Origin of the sequence: Photobacterium sp. SKA34 (genome assembly GCF_000153325.1) — a bacterium.
Lineage (GTDB): Bacteria > Pseudomonadota > Gammaproteobacteria > Enterobacterales > Vibrionaceae > Photobacterium.
This window is the reverse complement of record NZ_CH724142.1, coordinates 897,135-920,720: the sequence shown is the minus strand read 5'-3', so window position 1 is coordinate 920,720 and position 23,586 is coordinate 897,135. Positions and strand designations below refer to the sequence as shown.

General features: G+C 39.0%; 21 protein-coding genes and 1 pseudogene. 11 read left to right on the top strand and 11 right to left on the bottom strand.

The features are described 5' to 3' along the window. Nucleotides 1-391: orotidine-5'-phosphate decarboxylase (pyrF, locus tag SKA34_RS13125; RefSeq protein ID WP_006646024.1), on the top strand; the 391-nt coding region annotated here is incomplete at its 5' end. 61 nt (nucleotides 392-452) lie between these two features. Here the strand turns inward: pyrF and SKA34_RS13120 are convergent. The 6 genes from SKA34_RS13120 to pspF form a co-directional block, all read right to left on the bottom strand. Next, nucleotides 453-1,277 (bottom strand): ATP-binding cassette domain-containing protein, encoded by an 825-nt coding sequence (locus SKA34_RS13120; protein ID WP_006646023.1) that lies wholly within the window; start codon nucleotides 1,275-1,277, stop codon nucleotides 453-455. Beyond that, on the bottom strand, nucleotides 1,274-2,275 hold the full coding sequence (locus SKA34_RS13115) for an oligopeptide/dipeptide ABC transporter ATP-binding protein (protein ID WP_006646022.1): 1,002 nt from the start codon (nucleotides 2,273-2,275) through the stop codon (nucleotides 1,274-1,276). Before SKA34_RS13115 ends, SKA34_RS13120 begins: the two co-directional genes overlap by 4 nt. 1 nt (nucleotide 2,276) lies before the next feature. Then, nucleotides 2,277-3,164, bottom strand: coding sequence for a putrescine export ABC transporter permease SapC (gene sapC / locus SKA34_RS13110; protein WP_006646021.1), 888 nt, complete (start codon nucleotides 3,162-3,164; stop codon nucleotides 2,277-2,279). Further along, nucleotides 3,151-4,113, bottom strand: coding sequence for an ABC transporter permease subunit (locus tag SKA34_RS13105; protein WP_006646020.1), 963 nt, complete (start codon nucleotides 4,111-4,113; stop codon nucleotides 3,151-3,153). The genes sapC and SKA34_RS13105 overlap by 14 nt, the downstream gene beginning before the upstream one ends. A gap of 3 nt (nucleotides 4,114-4,116) precedes the next feature. Further along, entirely contained in the window at nucleotides 4,117-5,736 is a 1,620-nt protein-coding gene (gene sapA / locus SKA34_RS13100) for an ABC transporter substrate-binding protein SapA (protein WP_006646019.1), read from the bottom strand. 137 nt (nucleotides 5,737-5,873) lie between these two features. Next, complete coding sequence (pspF, locus tag SKA34_RS13095) at nucleotides 5,874-6,899, bottom strand: phage shock protein operon transcriptional activator (protein ID WP_006646017.1); 1,026 nt, start codon at nucleotides 6,897-6,899, stop codon at nucleotides 5,874-5,876. 207 nt (nucleotides 6,900-7,106) lie between these two features. Between pspF and pspA the strand changes: the two genes are divergently transcribed. The 5 genes from pspA to SKA34_RS13070 all read left to right on the top strand — a co-directional run bounded on the left by pspA (nucleotide 7,107) and on the right by SKA34_RS13070 (nucleotide 11,019). Next, complete coding sequence (gene pspA / locus SKA34_RS13090; RefSeq protein WP_006646016.1) at nucleotides 7,107-7,772, top strand: phage shock protein PspA; 666 nt, start codon at nucleotides 7,107-7,109, stop codon at nucleotides 7,770-7,772. Between the two features lie 56 nt (nucleotides 7,773-7,828). Next, nucleotides 7,829-8,056 carry an envelope stress response membrane protein PspB gene (gene pspB, locus SKA34_RS13085; RefSeq protein ID WP_006646015.1) on the top strand — a complete coding sequence of 76 codons (228 nt, stop codon included), beginning with the start codon at nucleotides 7,829-7,831 and terminating at the stop codon, nucleotides 8,054-8,056. Continuing rightward, complete coding sequence (gene pspC, locus SKA34_RS13080; RefSeq protein WP_006646014.1) at nucleotides 8,056-8,442, top strand: envelope stress response membrane protein PspC; 387 nt, start codon at nucleotides 8,056-8,058, stop codon at nucleotides 8,440-8,442. The genes pspB and pspC overlap by 1 nt, the downstream gene beginning before the upstream one ends. Before the next feature lie 157 nt (nucleotides 8,443-8,599). After that, on the top strand, nucleotides 8,600-9,997 hold the full coding sequence (locus SKA34_RS13075) for a YcjX family protein (RefSeq protein ID WP_006646013.1): 1,398 nt from the start codon (nucleotides 8,600-8,602) through the stop codon (nucleotides 9,995-9,997). Then, nucleotides 9,994-11,019 (top strand): YcjF family protein, encoded by a 1,026-nt coding sequence (locus tag SKA34_RS13070; RefSeq protein ID WP_006646012.1) that lies wholly within the window; start codon nucleotides 9,994-9,996, stop codon nucleotides 11,017-11,019. Before SKA34_RS13075 ends, SKA34_RS13070 begins: the two co-directional genes overlap by 4 nt. 80 nt (nucleotides 11,020-11,099) lie before the next feature. Here SKA34_RS13070 and SKA34_RS13065 read toward each other — a convergent pair whose 3' ends face one another. Continuing rightward, the gene (locus SKA34_RS13065; RefSeq protein ID WP_006646011.1) at nucleotides 11,100-11,606 is read right to left on the bottom strand and encodes a hypothetical protein; all 507 of its coding nucleotides are present in this window, start codon (nucleotides 11,604-11,606) and stop codon (nucleotides 11,100-11,102) included. A 189-nt stretch (nucleotides 11,607-11,795) separates the two neighbouring features. Here SKA34_RS13065 and SKA34_RS13060 point away from each other — a divergent pair, with 189 nt between their 5' ends. The 3 genes from SKA34_RS13060 (at nucleotide 11,796) to tyrR (ending at nucleotide 16,146) form a co-directional block, all read left to right on the top strand. Further along, complete coding sequence (locus tag SKA34_RS13060; protein ID WP_006646010.1) at nucleotides 11,796-13,157, top strand: DUF1800 family protein; 1,362 nt, start codon at nucleotides 11,796-11,798, stop codon at nucleotides 13,155-13,157. A 10-nt stretch (nucleotides 13,158-13,167) separates the two neighbouring features. Continuing rightward, entirely contained in the window at nucleotides 13,168-14,322 is a 1,155-nt protein-coding gene (locus tag SKA34_RS13055; RefSeq protein WP_006646009.1) for a DUF1501 domain-containing protein, read from the top strand. Between the two features lie 285 nt (nucleotides 14,323-14,607). Beyond that, on the top strand, nucleotides 14,608-16,146 hold the full coding sequence (tyrR, locus tag SKA34_RS13050) for a transcriptional regulator TyrR (protein WP_006646008.1): 1,539 nt from the start codon (nucleotides 14,608-14,610) through the stop codon (nucleotides 16,144-16,146). Between the two features lie 80 nt (nucleotides 16,147-16,226). Here tyrR and SKA34_RS13045 read toward each other — a convergent pair whose 3' ends face one another. Next, nucleotides 16,227-16,763: a methylated-DNA--[protein]-cysteine S-methyltransferase gene (locus tag SKA34_RS13045; protein WP_232284275.1), complete on the bottom strand. Its 537-nt coding sequence runs from the start codon at nucleotides 16,761-16,763 to the stop codon at nucleotides 16,227-16,229. Between the two features lie 120 nt (nucleotides 16,764-16,883). Here SKA34_RS13045 and rimJ point away from each other — a divergent pair, with 120 nt between their 5' ends. Beyond that, entirely contained in the window at nucleotides 16,884-17,480 is a 597-nt protein-coding gene (gene rimJ, locus SKA34_RS13040) for a ribosomal protein S5-alanine N-acetyltransferase (protein WP_006646006.1), read from the top strand. Between the two features lie 65 nt (nucleotides 17,481-17,545). Here rimJ and pyk read toward each other — a convergent pair whose 3' ends face one another. Both pyk and SKA34_RS13030 read right to left on the bottom strand, forming a co-directional pair. After that, nucleotides 17,546-18,991 (bottom strand): pyruvate kinase, encoded by a 1,446-nt coding sequence (gene pyk, locus SKA34_RS13035; RefSeq protein ID WP_006646005.1) that lies wholly within the window; start codon nucleotides 18,989-18,991, stop codon nucleotides 17,546-17,548. 236 nt (nucleotides 18,992-19,227) lie between these two features. Beyond that, the gene (locus tag SKA34_RS13030; RefSeq protein ID WP_006646004.1) at nucleotides 19,228-20,085 is read right to left on the bottom strand and encodes a MurR/RpiR family transcriptional regulator; all 858 of its coding nucleotides are present in this window, start codon (nucleotides 20,083-20,085) and stop codon (nucleotides 19,228-19,230) included. Nucleotides 20,086-20,455: 370 nt separating this feature from the next. Here SKA34_RS13030 and SKA34_RS13025 point away from each other — a divergent pair, with 370 nt between their 5' ends. After that, nucleotides 20,456-21,274 (top strand): SDR family oxidoreductase, encoded by an 819-nt coding sequence (locus SKA34_RS13025; protein ID WP_006646003.1) that lies wholly within the window; start codon nucleotides 20,456-20,458, stop codon nucleotides 21,272-21,274. Nucleotides 21,275-22,003: 729 nt separating this feature from the next. Here SKA34_RS13025 and SKA34_RS13020 read toward each other — a convergent pair. Then, nucleotides 22,004-23,227 (bottom strand): annotated as a pseudogene (locus tag SKA34_RS13020) (OFA family MFS transporter). Between the last annotated feature and the right edge of the window lie 359 nt (nucleotides 23,228-23,586).

The window sequence follows — 23,586 nt, the reverse complement described above, 5'->3', positions numbered from 1 at the left end:
TTTAGAGCCGTATGGTAAAGACCGCCCGCTATTGATTGGTGTAACGGTGCTAACCAGTATGGAAGCATCAGACTTAGCGGGTATTGGTATTAACTGTGAGCCACATCAGCAAGTACTTAACTTGGCATCACTTGTAAAGAATAGTGGTTTAGATGGTGTTGTTTGTTCAGCCCATGAAGCTCATACACTGAAACAAAACTTAGGTCAGGGTTTTAAGTTAGTAACGCCAGGTATTCGCCCTGCGGGTAGTGATGCAGGCGATCAGCGTCGAATTATGACACCAGTAGAAGCAATTTCTGCTGGTTCTGATTATCTCGTGATAGGTCGCCCAATTACACAAGCTGCGGATCCTGCAAGTGTCTTGGCAGAGATAAACAAATCGCTTGTGTAGTAACTGAGATATAAATGAAGAAGCCTACTTTATGCGGGCTTTTTCATTTTTATATTTTGCGTTATGTGCTTATTTTGGGTGTTGAGTTATTGATTCGTGTGCTTTTATCTTTCTTTGGTGAGCTAAAGTGACTATCTAATAATTTTTGCGTTAATGAATGTTTTGGATTGTTAAATACATTCGCGGTACGGCCTTTTTCTACTACTTCACCGTCTTGCATCACCATCACTTTGTCACTGAAGTGTTTTATCACACCCATGTGCTGTGACACATAAATATAGGACAATCCCATTTCTTCTTGCAGTTCTAATAACAGATTTATCATCTGAGAACGCATAGACATATCAAGCCCGTTGAGTGCTTCATCAGCAACGATAATACAGGGCTGAAGAATGAGAGCACGAGCTAATGAAACACGCTGTTTTTGACCCGTAGCCAGCATTTGTGGATAGAAATAGGCATGTTCAGGAAGTAAGCCAACTCGTTTTAGTGTATCCATGATACGCTTTTCACGCGCTTGCGGCGTCATATTAGTATTACGTTTTAATGGGCCTTCCAGAATACGACCAATTTGAATACGAGGATTAAGTGACGTATTCGGATCTTGGAAAATCATTCGGATCAGCTTACAGCGCGCTTGGTAATCACCGCTTGATAAGGTGTCACCATTTACGCGAATAATGCCACTGGTTGGTTCGACAACACCTGAGAGCATTTTGGCTAAGGTTGATTTACCTGAACCATTTTCACCTAGTAGTGCAATTGTTTCACCTGCTTCAAGATGAAAAGAGACAGGTTTCACCGCTTCGATTGTGCGTCTACGGAAAAAACTTGAACGATAGTGATAATCTTTCTTTAGATTTTCTACTTCCAATAACGAACTCATTTACTGCCTTCCTCCATGTTTAGCGGGAAGTGACAGCTAAACTTATGGTTTTTAATTTTTCTACGTTTAGGCACTTCAACACATTTACGTTGGGCATGAGGACAACGAGGGCCTAATCGACAACCAATCGGTAAGTGCTGAAGTGGAGGAATAGATCCCGGTAACGTTTCTAGTTTCGTCTTATGGCTTATATTGTCTAAGCTAAAATCAGGCATAGCACGCATTAACGCTGCGGTATAAGGGTGGTGCGGTGACTCTAACAATTGCTTAGAGGTACCGGATTCAACTGATTGTCCACAATACATGACTGTAATTCTATCAGCCCACTGGGTAACAGTTGTAAGATCATGACTGACTAATAAAATAGTGGTGTTACCTAACTGGTTCATCCTGCTTAATAAGCGAAAAATTTGAGCCTGGGTGATCGGATCTAAGTCGTTTGTGGGTTCATCGGCAATCAATAATCGTGGACGGTTTGCAATCGCCATCGCAATCATGACTTTTTGACACTCACCATCTGTTAATTCATAAGGATAGCTATGCATGACACGCTTGTGCTCTTTGATACCGACTTTATGCAAAAGTGCGATAGCTTGTTTTTGGCGCCAGTGAAAGCGCTGCCAAAAATGCCCAGTAAATGATGAAGAGGGAATGGCTTCTTCCAACTGTTCACCTATTGTCTCAGAGGGATCAAGACAGGTTGATGGTTCTTGGAATATCATTGCCATTTCACGGCCGACAATTTTACGTCGCTCACGATGAGATAGAGTGAGTAAGTCAATATCACCTAAGCGCATTCGATCGGCACTGATGCGCCAATTGTCTTTAGAGACGCCCGCAATAGCTTTCGCGACAAGGCTTTTACCTGAACCAGATTCACCCACTAAACCACGAATTTCGCTTTCGTTAATGGTTATGCTAATTCTATCAACCGCTTTCACCATGCCTTGTGGTGTATCAATTTCGATAGTGAGGTTGCGTATATCGAGTAATGGCATATTAATCAATCCCTGCATTAAGTGCTTGGCGAAGACCATCACCGACTAAATTAATCACTAGAACGCTAAACATAATGGCAAGACCCGGTAACGTGACCGTCCATGGTGCAAGGTATATAAGTTCAACAGAATCACCTAACATAGCGCCCCATTCAGGTTGTGGTGTTTGCGCGCCTAATCCTAAGAAACCTAATGCGGCAATATCCAAAATGGCAATCGAGATTGCACGCGTCATCTCAGTAATAATGGTTGATAAAATATTGGGAAAGATTGAACTCCACAAGAGGTAAAAGTTATTAGCGCCATCTAGTCGTGCTGCAATAACATAATCTTTAGCGACTTCAGTATGAACAGCTGTGTACACCGCTCTGATAAAACGAGGGATCAAAGCTAGCCAAATAGCTAGTAAGATATGTGTTTCCCCCGGCCCCATATAGGCGACCACAATGATAGCTAATAAAAGTGAAGGGATAGATAACACGGTATCTAAAATATGATTTAAAAAGCTCGACTTTAAGCCTTTGCTCATTCCGGCAAGAATACCGATTAGCAAACCAATAATGCTGGATGCAAAGGCGACTAATAAGGCGTAGCCAAAGGTTAGCTGTGAACCTATGATCAGGCGAGATAAAATATCACGACCTAAGTCATCAGTACCAAAGAAAAAATTCACATGACCAGAATTATCCCATGATGGTTGCATGAGAAGCTCGCCAACCTGTTTTATCGGCGAATAGGGTGCCAGCCATTGTGCTGTTAGGGTGACAATGAGCAAAAATAGTAAACACCATAGGCCAAACATGGCCAGTGAGTTAGCCCTGAAATTTTGCCAAGCGCGCTCCCATTGGGTTGGGATTGTTTCTTCTTGGTAAACACTATTTGATGGCATACCATTCCTTCCTTACTAATGGGTTCACCATAGCACCAGCCAAATCAGATAGAATGTTAGCCAATAAGATTAAGCTACCTACCGTAATTACACCTGCTTGAATGGCAACATAATTTTGATCTGCAACCGTATTAAGTAACCAACGACCAATACCCGGCCAATTAAAAATAGATTCTGTAAGCATGGCAAAGGTCATCATTGCCGCAAACTGCATTCCTAATTTAGGAATAATTGGGGGGAGGGCATTTTTCATGGCATGGCGGCGAACTATTTCAAAGGTAGATAAGCCTTTTGTTTGGGCTACTTTGATGTAGTTTTTCGTCATTACGTCTGAAATTGAGGCACGGGTTAAACGTATCACTTCCGTTGTGGGTGCCATTGCTAACACAATTGTTGGTAATACTAAATGCTGTAGTGCATTAATAAATGCTTCCATGCGGTATGGTTTATTTGACAGCAAAATATCAATCAGAGCAAAGCCTGTGACATGATCAAATTGATATAACAAACTGTAACGGCCAGAAACAGGTAGCCAGCCTAAATTCAGTGAAAACAATAGAATTAATAACATCGCTAACCAAAATAGTGGGATGGAATAGCCCAGTAAGGTTATTGAGGAGATGATGGTATCAATAGGTTGTCCTCGGTGTACGCCTGCGATAGTACCAAGCGGAATACCAACGATTAATGATAGTATAAAGGCAAAAAAGCACAGCTCTAATGTTGCAGGAAATACGGTTAATATTTCGCTGCTAATAGGTATACCATTGGGAGTGATACCGAGATTACCTGAAAGTAAGTTCTCTAAATATAAAATCCAACCACTAAAAAAGCTTTGATGCGCCCACTGTAATTGGGTATCTAAACGCAAAATACTAAAACCAATTAAGGTCAGTATTAATAGCGTAATTACAAACAAATTTAGGCGACGTATCGTATAAATAAACATACTTTACTCAATTCGATAAACACTGGAAAAAGATCGCGAACCAAAGGGATCAATCTGTAACCCACCTAACGATTTATTGTGGGCTTGGAAATGGACACCATGGGCTAATGGGATCACAGGTATTTGTTGATCCAAAATATTTTGCGCTTGCTGGTAATATACTTGACGTTGTTGTTGCTTGTTCGTGCGTAGCGCAATTTCAAGTAAATTATCAAAACCAAGATCACACCAGTTAGCTACATTTAGCCCTGCTTTTTTAGCATTACATGACAATAATGGTCTTAAAAAGTTATCAGGATCGCCGTTATCTGCGATCCAACCGGCAAGAACCATATCGTATTGAGTGGTATTGGTTAAACCAACACGACCAATAGTTTCTTGATGATGTAAAGACACATTGATACCAACTGCTTTCAAATTAGCTTGTATTAATTCCGCTGCTTTACGGGGACTCGGGTTATAAGGTCGAGGCTCAAGTGGTACCCACATAGTCAGGACTTGGTTGTAATCATAGCCTGCAGCATCAAGCAGTTGTTTTGCTTTGTTAGGATTATAAGAAAGTGCTTTGCTGTCGTGGTTATAAGCCCAAGACATTGGGGGTAATAAGCTTTTCGCTTCTGTTGCAGTACCGTAATAAACAGAATTGAGCAGTGTTTTTCGATTTATTGCATAATTAATTGCTTCACGGATTTCTAATTTGTTCAACGGTGGGCGTTCAGTATTTAATGCCAGAAAGGATACGTTCATCCCCGTTTGTGCAAGTAGTTTATAGTTATCGTTATTTGAAATAACCGGTAACTGGCTCGCAACAGGAGATGAGAGAACATCACATTCAGAGCTTAGCAACTTAGCAAGATTACCCATGCCACGGGCAGAGATATCAAATACTACTTGCTCCATCGGCGCGGCACCTTGCCAATAATCTTTATTACGTTTTAAGCGAATAAGATCATTGGGTATAAATTGATCAACGTAAAAAGGACCTGTACCAATAGGTTTTGTATCAATAAGATCGATACGTCCTGATTTTAATAATTGTTGGCCATACTCCTGAGAATAAATCACCGCATAACTGGTTGCTAAGTTAGATAAGAAAGAATTATCTGGGCGATTTAAGGTAAATTGAACCGTAAGAGGATCTTTTACTTTAATGGTATCAATTAAGCTAGCGAACCCAAGGCTTTCAAACCATGGGTAACGACCACCAGAAATATTATGAAAAGGGTGGTGTGGATTAATGATTCGCTCAAAGCTAAAAATAACATCGTCGGCATTAAGCGGACGCGTCGGAGTAAACCAGTCAGTATGTTGGAATTTAACGTCATCTCGCAGCTTAAAGGTATATACCAAGCCATCGTCACTGACAGTCCAGCTTTTTGCTAGATCTGGAAGTGGTTTGTGGCTGATAGGATCGAGTAACAGCAGGCGATCGAAAATTTGAGCCGAGAGTGTTTCTGCTGTTAATCCACCATCCGTTAACTGTGGATTTAATGTTGTCGGGGTATCTTGACCGCAATAAACAAAGCCATTACTTTGTTTAGCGGAATTATGTGACGGCTCTTTACAACCTAAAAGGCTAAGTAAAGTGAAGCCGGCAATCAAAAGACGACAGTAAGCGCTCATATTTAATAGGCGTTAAATGAAATTAAGTTGTTAAATTTAACATTTTTCTTTTAATGTCACCAAGCTATCCTGCTTTATTTATAAGGAATTAGTCTAAAACCGTTACATATCTTTAATTATCGCGCGAATTTGGTTGATTAATCACCGTTAACGTCAATGTCATACTTTCGAATTAATCCCCTTAACTGGTGATAACTTAAGCTTAAAAGTTCAGCGGCTTTCGTTTGATTAAAACGGGCTTGTTCAAGTGCATCATTGAGCAGCATGATTTCTTGATCTTGCAAGTATTGGCGAAGATCAACGGGAAGCCGAATGATTGAGTGTTCCTTTTTGACTTCTGTGGTGTCATCCATTGATAAAGATTGCGGTGATGTTGATTCACAAGATTGCCAAGCAGTAGCGAAAGGGTCGGTATAAATTTCGGTAATAGCCTCATGTTCAGTGCTATGACGAAATACAGATCGTTCGACAACGTTTTTTAACTCTCGAATATTCCCTGGCCATTGATAGTCGAGTAGTTGTTGTTTTGCGTGTTGTGAAAAACCTGCAAAATAGCTATATCCTAGTTCTCGACACATACGCACTGCATAGTGTTCTGCCAATGGTAAAATATCGTCTTGTCGTTCGCGTAATGGTGGAAGATGGATAATTTCAAAGGCCAGCCTATCAAGTAAATCTGCTCGAAATTTTCCCTCAGCAACTAATTTGGGTAAATTTTCATTAGTAGCACAAACTAAGCGTACATTCGCTTGGCAAGGTTTATTTCCGCCCACGCGTTCGTATTCACCGTATTCAATAACGCGTAATAATTTTTCTTGAACTCCCATCGGGGCGGTTGCCAATTCATCTAAAAAGAGCGTGCCATTTTCTGCGCGTTCAAAGCGTCCTTGGTGGCGACCTTTCGCTCCTGTAAATGAGCCCGCTTCATGGCCAAATAATTCCGAATCAATAACGCCTTCGCTCAGTGCGGCACAATTAAGTGTCACTAAAGGCTGATCCCAACGCTTTGATAAGTAGTGAACGCGTTGGGCGATTAACTCTTTACCTGTACCTCGTTCTCCAATAATAAGAATGGGGCGATTGAGTGAAGCGAGGCGTGATGCTTGGTCTAGGACACTTAAAAAAGCATCGGATTCACCGATTAAGTTTTCCGTCTTACGCATTGGTCAACCTCACTATTAATTGGTTAAATTAACTATATCATAGATTGGTTAAAATTTGACTTTAATTTAAATCATTGATAATTAACAGTTTAAAAGTTGGCATAATACTTGAATATCTAAGTGGCAACACAATAACATAAGTTAGTATCACTATATAAACCTGTAAGCGTGATTACTGTGAAATGGGTTTAATCAAGGAGTTTAATGATGGGTATTTTTTCTCGTTTTGCTGATATCGTAAATGCTAACGTGAATTCGTTACTGGATAAGGCTGAAGATCCACAAAAACTGATCCGTCTTATCATCCAAGAGATGGAAGATACATTGGTTGAAGTGCGTACATCTTCAGCACGAGCATTAGCTGATAAAAAAGAGCTATACCGTCGTATTCAAGCGATTGAATCACAAACTACAGATTGGCAGGAAAAAGCGAGCCTTGCACTGCAAAAAGGTCGCGAAGATTTAGCCCGTGCAGCACTGATCGAAAAGCAAAAACTGGCCGATGTCGCATTAACGCTAAATGAAGAATACAAACTAGTAGAAGAGACGATTGAAAAATTGTCATTAGAAGTTGCTGAGCTTGAGCGAAAATTGCAAGAAACACGCGCTCGTCAACAAGCGTTAGTGACGCGTCATAAAGCCGCAGGTACTCGCCGTGATGTTCGTCGTCAGCTAGATACAAGTAAAGTTGATGAAGCGATGTCGAAGTTTGAGCAATATGAACGTCGTATCGATGAAATGGAAGCAGAAGCAGATAGTTATAGCTTTGGCCGTGGCAAAAGCTTAGAGTCAGAATTTGCTGATTTACAAGCACAAGACGATATTGAGAAAGAACTTGAGCGCTTAAAAGCGAACATCAAGGATAAAGAGTAAATAAAACTAAGTTATCGTCGTTGTTTCATTGATTCTGCGCGAAAGGAGAACAAATAATGTCAATGGGTTTTATTAGCGTTCCATTAGTGGTGTTCATGATTATTGTCGCACCGCTATGGTTAATCCTTCACTATCGTAGTAAACGTCAAGCTGGTGAAGGGCTGTCAGGTGAAGATCAGAAAAAGTTAGAGACCTTGGTGGCACGCGCAGAAGATATGCAAGAACGTATTGTGACGTTAGAGCGTATTCTTGATGCAGAAGTGCCAAGATGGAGGCAAAAATAATGAGTAAGACTTTATACCGTGATCCTAAAAAAGGAAAGTTGGGTGGTGTGTGTGCTGGCTTAGCTGAATATTTCGGCGTTGAAATTTGGTTGGTACGTATTCTTGCTGTTTCGGCCTTCTTACTTGGTTTAGGCTTTTTTGCAACGATTGCTTATATTGCCGCATGGTTAATTTTAGATAAAATGCCACCACAACGAAAAGAGCAACAAGATACTTATACCGAGCACAACGTAAAACAAAAACCATGGCAGGCGGGTCGCTCTGCGCATCAAATTTTACAAAAAGTTAATTCAGAATTTGATACCGCAGAAAAGAAAGTACAACAGATGGAAGCGTATGTGACATCTTTTGCATTTAAAGTCGATCGTGAATTCAATAAGCTTTAATTATCCAAAAAGCTTAGTCTAATGGAGCAGGTGCTGATCAATGTCAGGCCTGCTTTTCTTCGTTATAAAGGCGTAATATAGTTAAATCACTTTATTGACAATTATTAGAATAAAGTTGTTAAACCTAAAACAAAAATGAAAACAACTAGGGTTAATCATGAATCGAATCAGTAATGAGTTGAATAAGCTCGTCAATAGAAGTTTAGACCGACACGTTCGACTTGCTGTTACAGGATTGTCTCGAGCAGGTAAAACGGCCTTTATTACTTCTCTTATTAATCAATTACTGCATGTAAGTACTAATGCTCGTCTACCTATGTTTAGTGCGATGCGTGACGGCCATTTATTAGGTGCAAAGCGTGTTCCTCAGTTAGATCTACATGTGCCTAAATTTGGCTATGATGAAGGAATGCAGTCAATTATGTCGATGCCTCCTGAATGGCCAGAGCCAACAAGGGATGTGAGTCAAACGCGTTTAGCGCTTCGTTATAAACCTCAGAAAGGGGCATTGAAACTATTTCAAGATACGGCCACTTTATATTTGGATATTATTGATTATCCCGGTGAGTGGCTATTAGATTTACCTTTACTTGATTTAGATTTTACGCAATGGTCGGTACAACAAAGCCAAGTATTAAAAGGTAAACGTCTTGAATTAGCACAAAATTGGCTTGTTAAAATTGAGACGTTTGATCCTTTTGCTCCAGCAGATGAAAAGCAGATTGAAGAGATATCGAAGGCTTTCACTGAATATTTGCATCAATGTAAGGCTGAAGGGGGATTACATTGGGTTCAACCCGGACGCTTTGTTCTTCCTGGTGAATTAGCAGGTGCACCTGTTTTACAATTTTTCCCACTACTGTGGAATAAAAAGTACACAGAAAAACAGCTGATAGATGCGGATGAAAACACCAATGTTGGGATGCTTAGAAATCGCTATAAGTATTATCAACAGCATGTTGTGAAGGCGTTTTATAATGATCATTTTTCAAAATTTGATCGCCAAATCATATTAGTTGATTGCTTACAGCCTCTTAATGCGGGACCTGAATCGTTCAACGATATGCGCCAAGCATTGGATCAGCTGATGCAAAGTTTTAAATACGGACGCAGCTCGTTACTGCGCCGTCTATTTTCACCGCGTATTGATAAAGTTCTCTTCGCTGCAACCAAAGCCGATCATATTACGCCTGAGCAGCATCCAAATTTAGTCGGCTTATTACAGCAGTTAGTGAATGAAGCATGGCAAACCGCTTCCTTCGAAGGTATTAAAATGGATTGTGTTAGTTTGGCATCAATTCAAGCGACCGAACCTGGTTTTGTAAATCACAAAGGGCAGCAAGTTCCAGCATTAAGAGGTGTCGATTTATTAGGGAATGCGCAAACTCTTTTTCCTGGAGAAGTGCCAAAAAGGTTACCAAACGTTGATTTTTGGCAACAGCAGAGCTTTGATTTTATTAATTTTCGTCCATTGCTACAGCAAAGTGACGAGCCTTTGCCGCATATCCGAATGGATAAAGCGCTTGAATATTTGTTGGGAGATAAACTGCAATGAGTGAGCCGTTAAAGAGTAAAATTATTTTTGAAGACCCAACAGTTAACCAAGAACAACTCAATATTGCGTCGAAATTCGAGTTTGCCCAACAAGCCGATTTTTTACCGGAAGCAATAGAACAACAAGAAACTGAAATTGAAAAAGATCTTAAGCAAGTATTAGCAGCTAAACCTAAACGCCGTTATGGTTTTTTAAAAGGATTAGTAGTTGCAGGCGCGGCAATGGTGGGATGGCAGACGGTCGACCATGTTGTGACAGCTTATCAAACAGCAAATTGGTTATCGCTTGGCTGGAGTGCTTTGGTTGCCGGTATTGCCTTGGCTGGTATTGGCGCATTAGGTAAGGAGCTCTTAAAGTTACGGCGGTTAAAATCACGTCAAACAGAGCGTGATGAAGCTCAACTCTTACTTGATAGTGATGGCATAGGTAACGGCAAAGCCTTCTGTACAAAACTGGCACAGCATAGTCAGATTAGTAGTGATAACTATGGCTATGATCGCTGGATGAATTCGTTAGATGCTACGCACAATGATCGCGAAGTACTTGAGCTATATGATCGCTTAGTGGTCAGTCAGCAAGATAAATTAGCCCGAAAACTAGTGGCAAAATACTCGACCGATGCCGCTGTAATGGTTGCATTAAGCCCATTAGCAGTGGCTGATATGTTGCTGGTGGCATGGCGTAATTTACGCTTAATTGAACAAGTTTCACGAGTTTATGGTGTTGAATTAGGTTACTGGTCTCGGATTAAGCTACTTAAGCTGGTATTGGCTAATATGGCATTTGCAGGTGCATCTGAAGTGATCACTGATTTGGGGATGGATATGCTATCAATGGACTTAGCGGGACGTATGTCTACCCGAGTTGCGCAAGGGGTGAGTATTGGTTTATTGACGGGAAGACTTGGCTTAAAAGCGATCAGTTTAGTACGTCCTTTACCATGGTTACCGGGAGAGCAACCTAAATTGGCTGAAATACGAAGCGATCTATTTAAACAGCTTGGCACCAAAGAAAAAGATTAAGTAGATACGCCTTTATTAAGTATAAATTGAAGCGATAAAGTGGTCAGAGAGAATGCTAATCTTTGACCACTTTTTTTATCTTATTTAACGATCGCGAGATTTTCATCTCCGGGCGCATAGCCAAATTTAATGTTTTTAATACTGCTATTAAGTTGAATATTACGAATAATAACAGGCATCGAAGTACCGAGTGCGGTAGACACGCCCGCCCATCCGTTTTCTTGTGCTGATAGCACAATATAAAGTGTCTCTTTCTTTTGCTTAAAATAAAGCACTTTAGCTGCATCTTGGTAGGGGAGCGTTGCAAGAGCTGCTTGTTCTGCAATGTCTTTTAAGTCTATTTTACCGTTACGAGGTTTTTTACAAGTATCAGTAAAGGCAGTTTTATCAAAAGGATCTGTACCACCTGCCTGAATAAAATCGGCCATTTTTTGTTTGTACTGATCCATGTCTTTTGGCAGTGATAAAACAAATTCACCTTTACCACATAGACTTTCTGCCGTCATCTCGACTTGCTTGGCTGAGCTTTGTGCATCGCAACCAAATAGAGTGATGACTAAGGGAAGTAATATGCTCAGTTTCTTCATGATTTACTCTATTGTTAAAAGAATCAGCTTAACCATAAATAAGAGTTGGGGTGTTAGAAGATTGAAAATTAAATACTTATTTTCTTGTTATGTCGTCAAGATAGCATCTTTACAACACTTTACATTCTCTGAAGCTTATTTACGTTAGAGTCGTTATCGTACCCTTGGGTTAATGATAAGGACAACAACGTGAATTATTATCCAACGGCAGCCATCATCACTGAGCAACGATTTGGCTTTGGCCCCAAACTGAATGATCAGCATGTATTATCGCTGTCAGAGCAGATCTCAACTAAACCATATATTGATACCGCTCTACAGTCTTTACCTTCGACGAATAATATTTTGGTTCAGATTGGTCTATTTAATCAACAGCGTAAAAAATTAAAAAAATCCCCGAATGAAAAGCGTGCCGTTCAAAAGCAGGTTAATCAATTTTTTAATCTGAGTTATGAACAGCAAGTATCTGCACGTAATCTACAAACATTGCATTCCACCAATAGTTTTCAAGAACGTTTAATTCAATTTTGGAGTAATCATTTTGCAGTCTCTGCTGATACGCGCAAAGTAAAACCGATTATTGCTGGGATTGAGAATGAGGTAATACGTCAACACTGGAATGGTAATTTTGCCGATATGCTTCAAGCAACGATTAAGCACCCAACAATGTTGATGTTTCTCGATAATAATCTATCGGTAGGACCTGATTCTAAGCTGGGTAAAAAACGTCATAAGGGACTGAATGAAAATCTCGCACGTGAAATTATGGAGTTACATACCTTAGGGGTTGATGGCGGTTACAGTCAGCAAGATGTCATCCAATTAGCGCATGCGATAACTGGCTGGATGGTCAGCTTTGACAAGCAAAATCCTGGGTTTAAATTTACAGCTTGGGCGCATCAACCTGGTGATGTGATGTTATTAGGTCAGCGTTACACACAAACAGGGATTGGACAGGGAGAAGCGTGCTTAAAAGATCTTGCATTGCATCAACAAACCGCAAGGCATTTGGCTACTAAATTAGCTCAACACTTTATTGGCAAGCCCAAGAAGGAGCTAGTGGATGATTTAGCAGATGTTTATCTAAAAAATACCGGTGAATTACAGCCTGTTTATAAGAGACTATTGCAAGAACCTGAAGTGAATACGGCTGCGCCTCTTCGCTTTAGAACACCTCAAGAATGGTTATTTGCGCTTTTACGTAGTGCTGATCTCAACCCATCGGAACACAAAATTACTCAACAATTTAGGTTATTGGGACAACAGCCATTTATGGCAGGTTCTCCGGCGGGTTGGTCTGATCAAGATAGTGATTTTAATAGCTCTTCAGCGTTGATACAACGTTGGCAAGTCGCAAATACATTTGCAGTGCTTGCGGTAAGAGAAGCTAAGAAGCAGAAAATCAAACCTCTTCAGTTGGTAAAACAAGTGGTCAATAATCTTTATGGAAAAGATCTTGATCAACATACCGAGCTTGCAATAAATAAGGCTAACGGTGCGATAACTAAGTTAGTTTTATTATGGCTAAGCCCACAGTTTATGTATCGATAGCGAGATCGTGATGGATAATAATATATTTGATCGCCGTATGTTCTTAAAATCCTTAGCTGCGGTTGGGGTATGCAGTGCATTGCCATCTGTTTCTTTTGCGAAAACACAGTCGGAAAATATTTTTGTATGGATTACATTGCGCGGTGCAATGGATGGGTTAAATGTGGTTGTGCCATATGGAGATAAAGACTATTTATCGCAAAGACCGTCGATTGGATTACATAAAGATCAGCTAAATAAACTCGATGATTTCTTTGGTTTGCACCCAGCGCTAAAGAGTTGTTATCAGTGGTATCAACAAGGCGAGATGGCATTTATTCATGCTTGTGCATCACCTTATCGTCAGCGTTCACATTTTGATGGACAGAAAGTATTAGAAAATGGTACCGAGGATCCGTTACATCGTGATGGTTGGCTAAATCGCTTTCTATCTGTTGATAACAAGCAGCATACGATAGCCATAGATTCTGGTTTACCTTTAATTGTTCAAGGTAATGCCCAAGCTGATAGTTGGTACCCACATAAGTTGAAGATTAAGCAGCAACAAGCTGAATTGTTGCAGGATATGTATCAAAGTGATCCAACTTTATCTAATAACTTTATCAATGCATTAGAAATTGAAAAAATGGCAGGCCATGTAAAAGGTGGCCAACAATTTCATGTGCTAGCCCAACAAGCAGGAAAATTTTTAACGTCGGAAAATGGACCGAATATTGCGGTATTAGAGTTAGGCGGATGGGATACACACGCAGGAGAAGGGGCGGTTAAAGGCCGTTTAGCTAGCCAATTAAAGAAACTTGATGATGGACTTTCAGCTTTAAAAGAACAGTTAGGTGAAGCGTGGTCGCGAACAGTCGTTATTGCCACTAGTGAATTTGGTCGAACGGTTGCTGAAAATGGAACAAAAGGAACCGATCACGGTACGGCTAATGCGATGTTGATAGCGGGAGGTGCGGTGAGTGGTAAAAAAGTGATAACTAAATGGCCTGGGTTGGCTAAATCTCAGCAATATAAAGGGAGAGATTTAGCCCCAACGACGGATATTCGCTCTATATGCAAAACGGTATTGCATTCACATTTAGGGGCGACAAATAAGCAACTTGATATAGTTTTCCCTAGTTCAAGTGAGTTACCTATGATGAATGATTTAATACGAAATAGTTAAAATAAAAGTGCTTTAATCTAATAGATTCTAAAAGCATAACGTTATTTTTTAATTATAAATGGCTTGATTCTGAGCTGGAGGCTTGACTCAATTTAGTGTTAGTCGCAAACTGTTAAAGTGTCAGGAATTGTTGACAGCTAAGTGTAAACTCGTATTAATACATATATTTCTGTTTATGGTATGAGTTGAAATTGAAGAATTAAGTCATTGCTTTTTGTTGTTTTTCTGATGGTCCGAATGTTTCGCACTTAACAATGGAAAGTTTTTATTGAGAAGGCGTAAAGAATGAGACTACAGGTATTTTGCGAAGATCGGGTTGGAATGACTCGCGAGCTACTCGATATTCTGACTAGCCAGGAGATTGATCTCCGAGGGATTGAAATTGATCGCATTGGTATCATTTATCTCAATTGTCCTGAAATTGAATTTGAACAGTTTAGTCATCTAATGTCGCAAATAAGACAGTTAGATGGCGTAACAGATGTAAGAAAAATAAATTTCATGCCGAGTGAACGTGAACATACTGAGCTTTCTGCATTACTTCAAACCTTGCCTGATCCCTTTTTTTCCATCGATTTAAACGGAAAAATTGATTTTGCGAATCAAGCTGCTGAAAGGTTGTTAGCCTATCATCAAGGCTCACTTCATCACGAAAATGTTCATACGCTATTTGGCTTTAATGTTCAGCGTTGGTTAGAAACAAAACAGGCTGAAAAACATATTGAGATGGTGGTGATTGCAGGTTTAGATTACCAAATGGAAGTCATGCCTGTTTATATTAAAGATGAAACCGATATACCTGTTTTTGCTAGTGCTCTTATTCTTCTAAAATCACTGTCTGAAGCAACCATGCCGATTGTGACTCGCCAGCTAGATGGAGATAGTGGTTTTGAGCATTTAGTCGGGCAATCATCGCGTTTTAAGCATTTATTAGCTCAAGCGAAAAAGTTAGCCTTATTAGATGCACCGTTATTGATCCAAGGTGAAACGGGAACAGGCAAAGAAATGTTAGCCCGTGCATGCCACCAACGTTCAATACGACGAGAGAAACCATTTTTAGTTGTAAACTGTGTTTCTATGCCTGATAACGCTGCTGAAACTGAGCTATTTGGTTTTGCTGGTAGTACAACAGAGCCAAGTAAAAAAGGTATTTTTGAGCAAGCGGATGGCGGTACTGTTTTCTTGTATGAAATTGGCGAGATGTCAAAACATCTACAAATTAAACTACTACGCTTTTTACAAGATGGTACGTTCCGACGTGTGGGTGAAGAAGCAGAGAAAAAGGTTAATCTTCGCGTGATTTGCTCCACACAGAAAAAGCTACCAGATTTAGTTGCATCAGGTGATTTCCGCGAAGATTTATATTATCGCTTAAATGTTCTTGCTTTGGTTGTTCCACCATTACGTGAAAGATCGGCAGATATAGTTCCGTTAGCTGAATTATTTTTAACTCAGTTATCACAAGAATTGCATCAAACTAAACCTCAAATATCTGAGGAATTGGCTGAATACTTAAAGCAATATGCGTGGCCTGGTAATATTCGCCAATTACGTAATGTGTTATTTCGTGCGATGACACAACTTGAGAATACGGTCATGACATCAGATGATGTACAGTTACCTGAAAATGAATCAAGTAGTATTATCAATGATGAAATATTAGACGGCTCTCTTGATGAGATCATGAAACGTTATGAATCCGGTATTTTATCGAACCTTTATCGCAGTTACCCATCTACCCGTAAATTAGCGAAACGGTTAGGCGTTTCACATACCGCTGTTGCCAATAAATTACGAGAATATGGTTTAAGTAAGCGAAGTTAATGACTGTGGATATAAAAGAAAAAGAGATAACTAACATTATCTCTTTTTTATGATCACGAATATCAACCTAGCATTTGGCGTTATGCTATTTGATGTTGTGGTTCTTTAATAATAATGACGTTACCTGATTCTAATGCAAGTAATAGCTCTACCATTTCTGCACCATAACGATAGCCGCAAAGATTTTGATTGCTATTAAGTACACGGTGGCAAGGGATAATGATAGGTATAGGGTTTACATTCTTTGCCATGCCTATAGCTTGGCTTGCAGCTGAATTGCCAATATCAAGCGCGATTTGTTCGTAACTGGATGTTTCACCGAAGGGAATATCAGCAATAGCGTGCCATATTTGCTGTTGAAACATCGTTCCTTGAGGAGCGAGAGGGAAGGTGAAGCGTTTACGTGAGCCTAAGAGGTATTCTTTCAGTTGCCTTATAAAGGGTCTCATAAAAGAGGGGTTATGCTGCCATGACTCATCGGGGTAATAGCCAGGACTATTGACAGTTAACCTTCTTAAGCCTTGATGGTCGGCTAGCAACATAATGCTGCCTAGTTCAGTTTCTATACAATCGTAATACATCCATAACTCACTAAATGCGTTAGTAATTAATAACATTGCTAAGCCAAGATTAACAGATAACAGGTTGATAACATATAACAATATGTTTATTAGTTATGCTAATCTTACGACAATGCTCAGCACCTCTTATTAACATCCTTGTGTCGAGGTAATAGTTTGTTCCATTCAATTATAAACCGTTCATCCACAATTGCGCTTGATGATATAAAAATTAGGCTTATTTCTAGTCAGGATGTGGCAAAGATAACAACGTATTATCAAAAAAACCGTGATTTTCTGAAAGCTTGGGAGCCGATGCGTAATGAATTGTTTTTCTCAGAGCTCGGTTGGCAAAAAAGAGTTGAACAAATCGCTACCTTACATCGTCATGAAATGGCATTTTATTTTGTGATTGAAGACCGAAGCACTGACGATATTATTGGTGTGATTAACTACAGTAATTTAGTGAAATTTCCTTTTCATGCTTGTCATGTTGGCTACTCCCTTGATCAAGATTATCAAGGGCGGGCTATTATGCGTCGAGCATTAAAAGAGACGGTGAACTGGATGTTCGAAGTAAAAGGTTTTCATCGCATTATGGCTGCTTATATGCCACATAATAAAAGAAGTGCCAACGTATTAGATTCATTGGGCTTCGAAGAAGAAGGGCTAGCGAAAGCGTACCTATTAATAGATGGAAAATGGCAAGATCATGTTCTAACCTCATTAATTAATCAGCAGTGGACTGCGCCAGTTACGTGGTCAGCATCTTAAAAATAAGTATAAAAAAGGCAACGCGAACGTTGCCTTCTAGTACATTTTTGAACGAGATAAATAGATTACTCGACAGTTAGAATACGCATATTGTTTGTTGAACCAACGGTATCCATTACATCACCTTGAGTGATGATCACAAGATCGCCCACATTCACAAATCCAGCATCACGAAGTACATCTAACGCATGTTTTGCCGCTTCTAAACCAGCATCACTATCACGATTGAAAAATACAGGTGTTACACCACGGTATAATGAAGCTTGGTTTAGGGTATTTTCGTTGCGAGATAGCGCGAAAATAGGTAAACCTGATGAAATGCGAGACATCATTAATGGTGTTCGACCAGATTCAGTCATAGCAACCATCGCTTTTACGCCTTCCATGTGGTTTGCAGCATACATAGTTGACATTGCAATCGTTTCTTCAGGAGATGAGAAGAATCGATCTAAGCGGTGGTTAGACACGTTAATACTAGGTTCTTTTTCTGCACCTAGACAAACACTTGCCATTGCTTTTACGGTTTCTTCAGGAAATTGTCCCGCAGCCGTTTCCGCTGAAAGCATTACTGCATCAGTACCATCTAGTACAGCGTTAGCAACATCCATAACCTCTGCGCGTGTTGGCATTGGACTAGTGATCATTGATTCCATCATTTGTGTTGCAGTAATAACCGTACGGTTTAAGCTACGAGCACGACGAATAAGTTTCTTTTGAACACCAACTAGCTCAGGATCACCGATTTCAACACCAAGATCACCACGAGCTACCATAACAACATCAGACGCAAGGATAATATCGTCCATTGCTTCGGTTGTTGCTACTGCTTCTGCACGTTCAACTTTAGCGACTAATTTTGCATTTAGGCCAGCTTCAGTTGCTAATCGGCGTGCATATTTCATGTCTTCGCCATTACGTGGGAATGATACGGCAAGGTAATCAACGCTCATTGCAGCAGCTGTTAAAATGTCAGCTTTATCTTTATCAGTTAGGGCTTCAGCTGAAAGACCGCCACCTTTTTTGTTGATGCCTTTATTATTTGATAATGGGCCAGCAACGGTCACTTCAGTGTGTACTTTATTACCTTCAACAGACGTTACTTTTAATTGTACGCGACCATCATCTAATAAAAGGATGTCACCCGTTGCCACATCTTTAGGCAATTCTTTGTAGTCTAAACCGACAGCAAACTGATCGCCTTCGCCTTTAGGTAGATCACTATCAAGGGTGAATTTATCACCAATAGTGAGCTGGATTTTATCTTCTTTAAACGTGGACACACGAATTTTAGGGCCTTGTAAGTCACCCAGAATTGCTACGTTTTTACCAAGTTTAGCTGCAATTTCACGTACTTGCTTAGTCCGTTGAATATGATCTTCTGGGCTGCCGTGAGAAAAATTCATACGAACAACATTGGCACCCGCTGCAATGATTTTTTCAAGGTTATTATCGCGATCAGTCGCAGGACCTAAAGTAGTTACAATTTTCGTACGTCTTAGGCGTTCAGTCATGTGAAACTCCAATTTATAGAAACGAGTTTTATTGAGTACTTGGCTTAAGAGTGATGATTACCAAGTCGGCAATAAAACATGAGATAGTTTTGATACCATATCTCGCAGATTGTGCTTAATGATGTATATCAAAAGACAATAAACTGTCACTTTTATATTCTTTTTGTTGTAACAAAAAATATGTAATGAAAACGTTGAGAATAAAAAAGCGAAGCCAAGGCTTCGCTTTTAAAGTGTTACAGCGTTGAACTGTCTTTAGAAAAGCGGGAGTCTTTCAGCGACTCTTTTACGCGCTTCAAGTTATCTCTAAACCCTGCACCACGACGAAGTGTAAAACCTGTCGCCAGTACATCAATAACTGTCATTTGTACAACACGGCTCGCCATTGGCATGTAAATATCAGTGTCTTCTGGTACGTCTAGGCAAATAGATAAGGAGCACTCACGTTCTAACGGGGAGTCTTTTGCCGTAACACCAATAACAGTCGCTCCATTAGCACGCGCCATTTGTGCAATTTCAACCAGACTCTTAGTTCGGCCTGTGTGAGAAATAACCACGACGACATCACCATCAGAGCAGTTAATCACGCTCATGCGTTGCATCACAATATCATCAAAACAGACAATAGGAATGTTGAAACGGAAAAACTTATTTTGCGCATCGTGAGCGACGGATGCAGAAGCACCTAAACCAAAGAAGGAGATTTTTTTCGCTTGTGTTAACAGATCGACAGCTCGGTTAATCTGCATTGTATCTAGACTATTTTTTGCGACATCTAAACATGCCATCGTTGATTCGAAAATCTTAGCCGTATAGGCATCAGGCCCATCTGTTTCTTCAACATTACGATTTACATAAGGCGTACCGTTCGCAAGGCTTTGCGCTAAATGCAATTTAAAGTCAGGGAATCCTTTTGTATCTAAGCGACGGCAAAAGCGGTTTACGGTCGGTTCACTAACATCCGCCATTTTGGCTAGTGTTGCGATACTTGAGTGGATAGCTGTTTGTGGAGAAGCAATAATAACTTCGGCGACTTTGCGCTCTGATTTACTGAAGTGTTCTAAGTTATTTTGTATTTTTTCTATGGTGTTCATAGCTAATAATGCACTTCGTTATTGAATTTCATTTGTAGCAAACTTGTCATCAAGATGCTTGTTTAATGAAACTATACTACTTAATTTTGACTATATCCTAGCTAATAAGCTCTTTTTTAAGGCTAAATTTATTAGTTTTTGACCGGGATCGACTTTTGGCTTTCAGTTTTGAAACTCTATTCGATGAATAATTACAAAAAAAGAGCGTATACAGAAATTTTGTGTATATTCCTTTCATATTTAAGGCGTTATTTTAAAGAGTGAAGAAACAGAGTGATGTAATTTGTTATCATTTTTTATTTGAAACTTAAAGCGTCATGTCATTGGTGTTATTTTTCTATATGGATTTGATGTAATTTGAGGGTGAAAAATGAATGTTGCTATATGCGGTTGTGGTTGGCTTGGTTTACCTGTGGCAAAGGCGTTATATAAAGAGGGTTATAACGTTTACGGTACAAAAAGAAATGAAAGAGAGGCTAATGCTTTAAGTGCATTTGGCATACATGGTATGCCAATGCAGTTACCATTAATAGGAGATGATCAACTATCATCTTTAGCAACGCTGTTATCAAGTGATGTGATGGTTATTAATATTGCTGCTGGTCGCAATAGCATTGATAAAGAACAGCATTATCTGAATGTGTTATCACTTTCTAATGCGGCTTATCAATCAGGGTGTCAGCGTATTATATTTATTAGTACAACGTCAGTTTATGATGGACGAAAAGGACGTGTGACTGAAGACGATGATGTCATGCCATTAACCGATTCTGCTTTGACGCATGTGAAAATTGAAAATAGTTTGCGTGCTCAATGGGGGGATAAATTAACGATAGTACGGTTATCGGGGTTGATTGGTGAAGACCGTCATCCTGTAAAATTTTTAGCTGGTAAAGACGGTTTAAAAGGAGGCAGTAATCCCGTTAATCTTATTCATTTAGAAGACTGTGTTGCGGCGATAGTAAGGTTGATTGGTTTCAAAGGTACTATGTCTGTCTTACATTTAGCGTCTGACTTCCACCCTACACGTCGAGAGTACTATACTCAGATAGCGAAGCAATTATCATTACCATTGCCTGAGTTTTCACCTGATGATGAAAGTAGTGTTGCAAAAGTGATAGATGCTGAAAAAACATTAACGAATCTAGGTTATGTTCTTAAACATAGAGATTTAATGCTGTCTAAATAGATAAAAAAAACGCTGAACAGCAGTTCAGCGTAAAAATACGCAATTAAAGGATAATTGCGTGGCAATGAGGAGTATTGGAAGAAGTTCGACGGCCAGTTAAACAATTCTCACCAATGTAATGGATTCTATATATTCAGACTCTGAATTTTAGTTTTAGTTCAAAACTTTAAAAAAATAGTTTTCAGGCGAAAAAATACATGTCAATACCATTTTTACTGCTTAAGTCATCTGAGTGGATAAAAAAAATCCCATTAAAAAATAATTTAATGGGATAAAAGTTCCGTAAAATTTACAAAAAGTTTAGCAGTAGTGGACATCTAACACAAATAAAAAATCTGTAACATACTGATTCAAAACCAAAGGCATAGTAGGTTATATTATGAATCATATTAATAAGACTAATGAAATTAAGGTTAGTTCAATAAAAGTGAAAAAAAAGTCATCTTTTTTTCATTGCGTCAGTGAAAGACCTTTTTTACAAAAAAAGCCCACTAAAAATAGTGGGCAAACTAAAAGTTACAATTAGGAGTTAAAGCAGTAGTGGCATTTACAAAGATAAAAATTGTTGAAACATGTTTGTTTTGCTAAATCTTTATCAATCTGAATACATTATTTAAGACTCAGGGTTTTACAAAAGGTTCCTAAGTTTTCGAATATTTTTAGCGAAAAAATATCGGTGTTACTTAATGTGTTGATTTTTAAGTAATATATAATCTGCTTCGTTCATGTTTAGGCCGTAATTTTTGTGTTTAGTATTTCATTTTCTTCTTTTTCGACAGAGCCTATAGCTTTGCCTACTGGATTCTTTGTTAGAACCGAAAACACAAATGCAATTCCTATGATTATTGCCGAGTAGAAATAAGCGAGGTTGTAATTACCTGTGGTATCAACAGCAACTGCAGAGATAACTAGGCCAATGAAACCACTGACATCCCTGCTGTGTCAACGACACCATAGTTTGTACTGTATTTTTTAAACCACAGAAACCTGCAGTTAGTGATGGGAATACTGCTGGTAAGGTTCCATAACATAAGCCCGCTGTCGCCATACCGATAATAAGACTAATATGGCTTGTGTAATGAGGGAATAACATTATATTGGCAATAGATAACATAAATGACAACGATAATTCTTTAAGACCTCCCATTTTGTCGCATAGCATGCCTCAAACACACGGCCTGATGTATTAAATAAAGCTAAAATAACAACAAGGTGAGCGGCATGCGTCATACCGGCTTGTGCTGAAGCGATAGAGGTAATATTACCAATGATCATTAAACCTGTTGATGATGCATAAAGGTATATAACTCAAATGCTATAAAACTGAGTCGTTTTGAGCATAGCAGTCCAACGTATTTCTTTTTGTGGAGCCGTTACTTTCTTATTCGTTTGTTTAGATGAAGCGATAGGCATGTAATGAGCTGGTGGATTGGTAATGGTAAATGCTAATGGTGTTGCAATACATAAAAGAGCAATCCCTAGAATAATAAAGCTACAGTTAATGCCATAACTTGCAATTAGCGATGTAATTAATGGAGCAAGATAAACACCGGTAAGACCAAAGCCCGTGCTTTGAAGGATGAAACCATTTCATTGCTGCTGGGCTTAAACAAGCATAACCAAAACCAATACCACCATAGGTAAGAATACCAAAGGTAAAAATAAGTTGATTAGGGTTTGTGATGTAACCTGATGCGATTAAACCTAAACCAGAGCAAATTGTGCCTGCTATTAATACACGTTTAGGGCCAAATTTATCTTGTAAAATACCAGCTAAAAGAAGAGTTATAGAGAAAGTAATAATAGCAACAGTAAAAGGAAGAGATGCTTCTGAGTTTGTCCATCCTAAGTCAATAACAAGCGATTTTTAAATACGCTTCAAGTAAATAGAATACCGAGACATAAATTAAGACAAAAACCAGCAATAAGAATTTGCTTTGCTCTATCAAAAATGGGTTTCTCTCTAATGATATTTATACGGTAAAAAACCGAATAAATAAATCGTAGTAATATATATCTTAATTAAATATTACCCACCAATACCGTAGGGGTATTCTGGCGATAAAAACAATGACGGCAAGTTAAAATGTAACTAAAAATAAATAAATTTCTGATTTTTATGTGTTTATTATCTTTGGTGTTGTTCAACTAAAAGCGAATTAATCTTTATTTGTATTGTGTATTATATTAGTTGATTTTAATCGTTAAACTAATTTTATAATCATCCTTAATTATAGTTAACAGAACTAAAAATACCGATAATTAGATACCATGTTATGTTTTAATTTAATTGATTAATTTTTTTGAGTAAT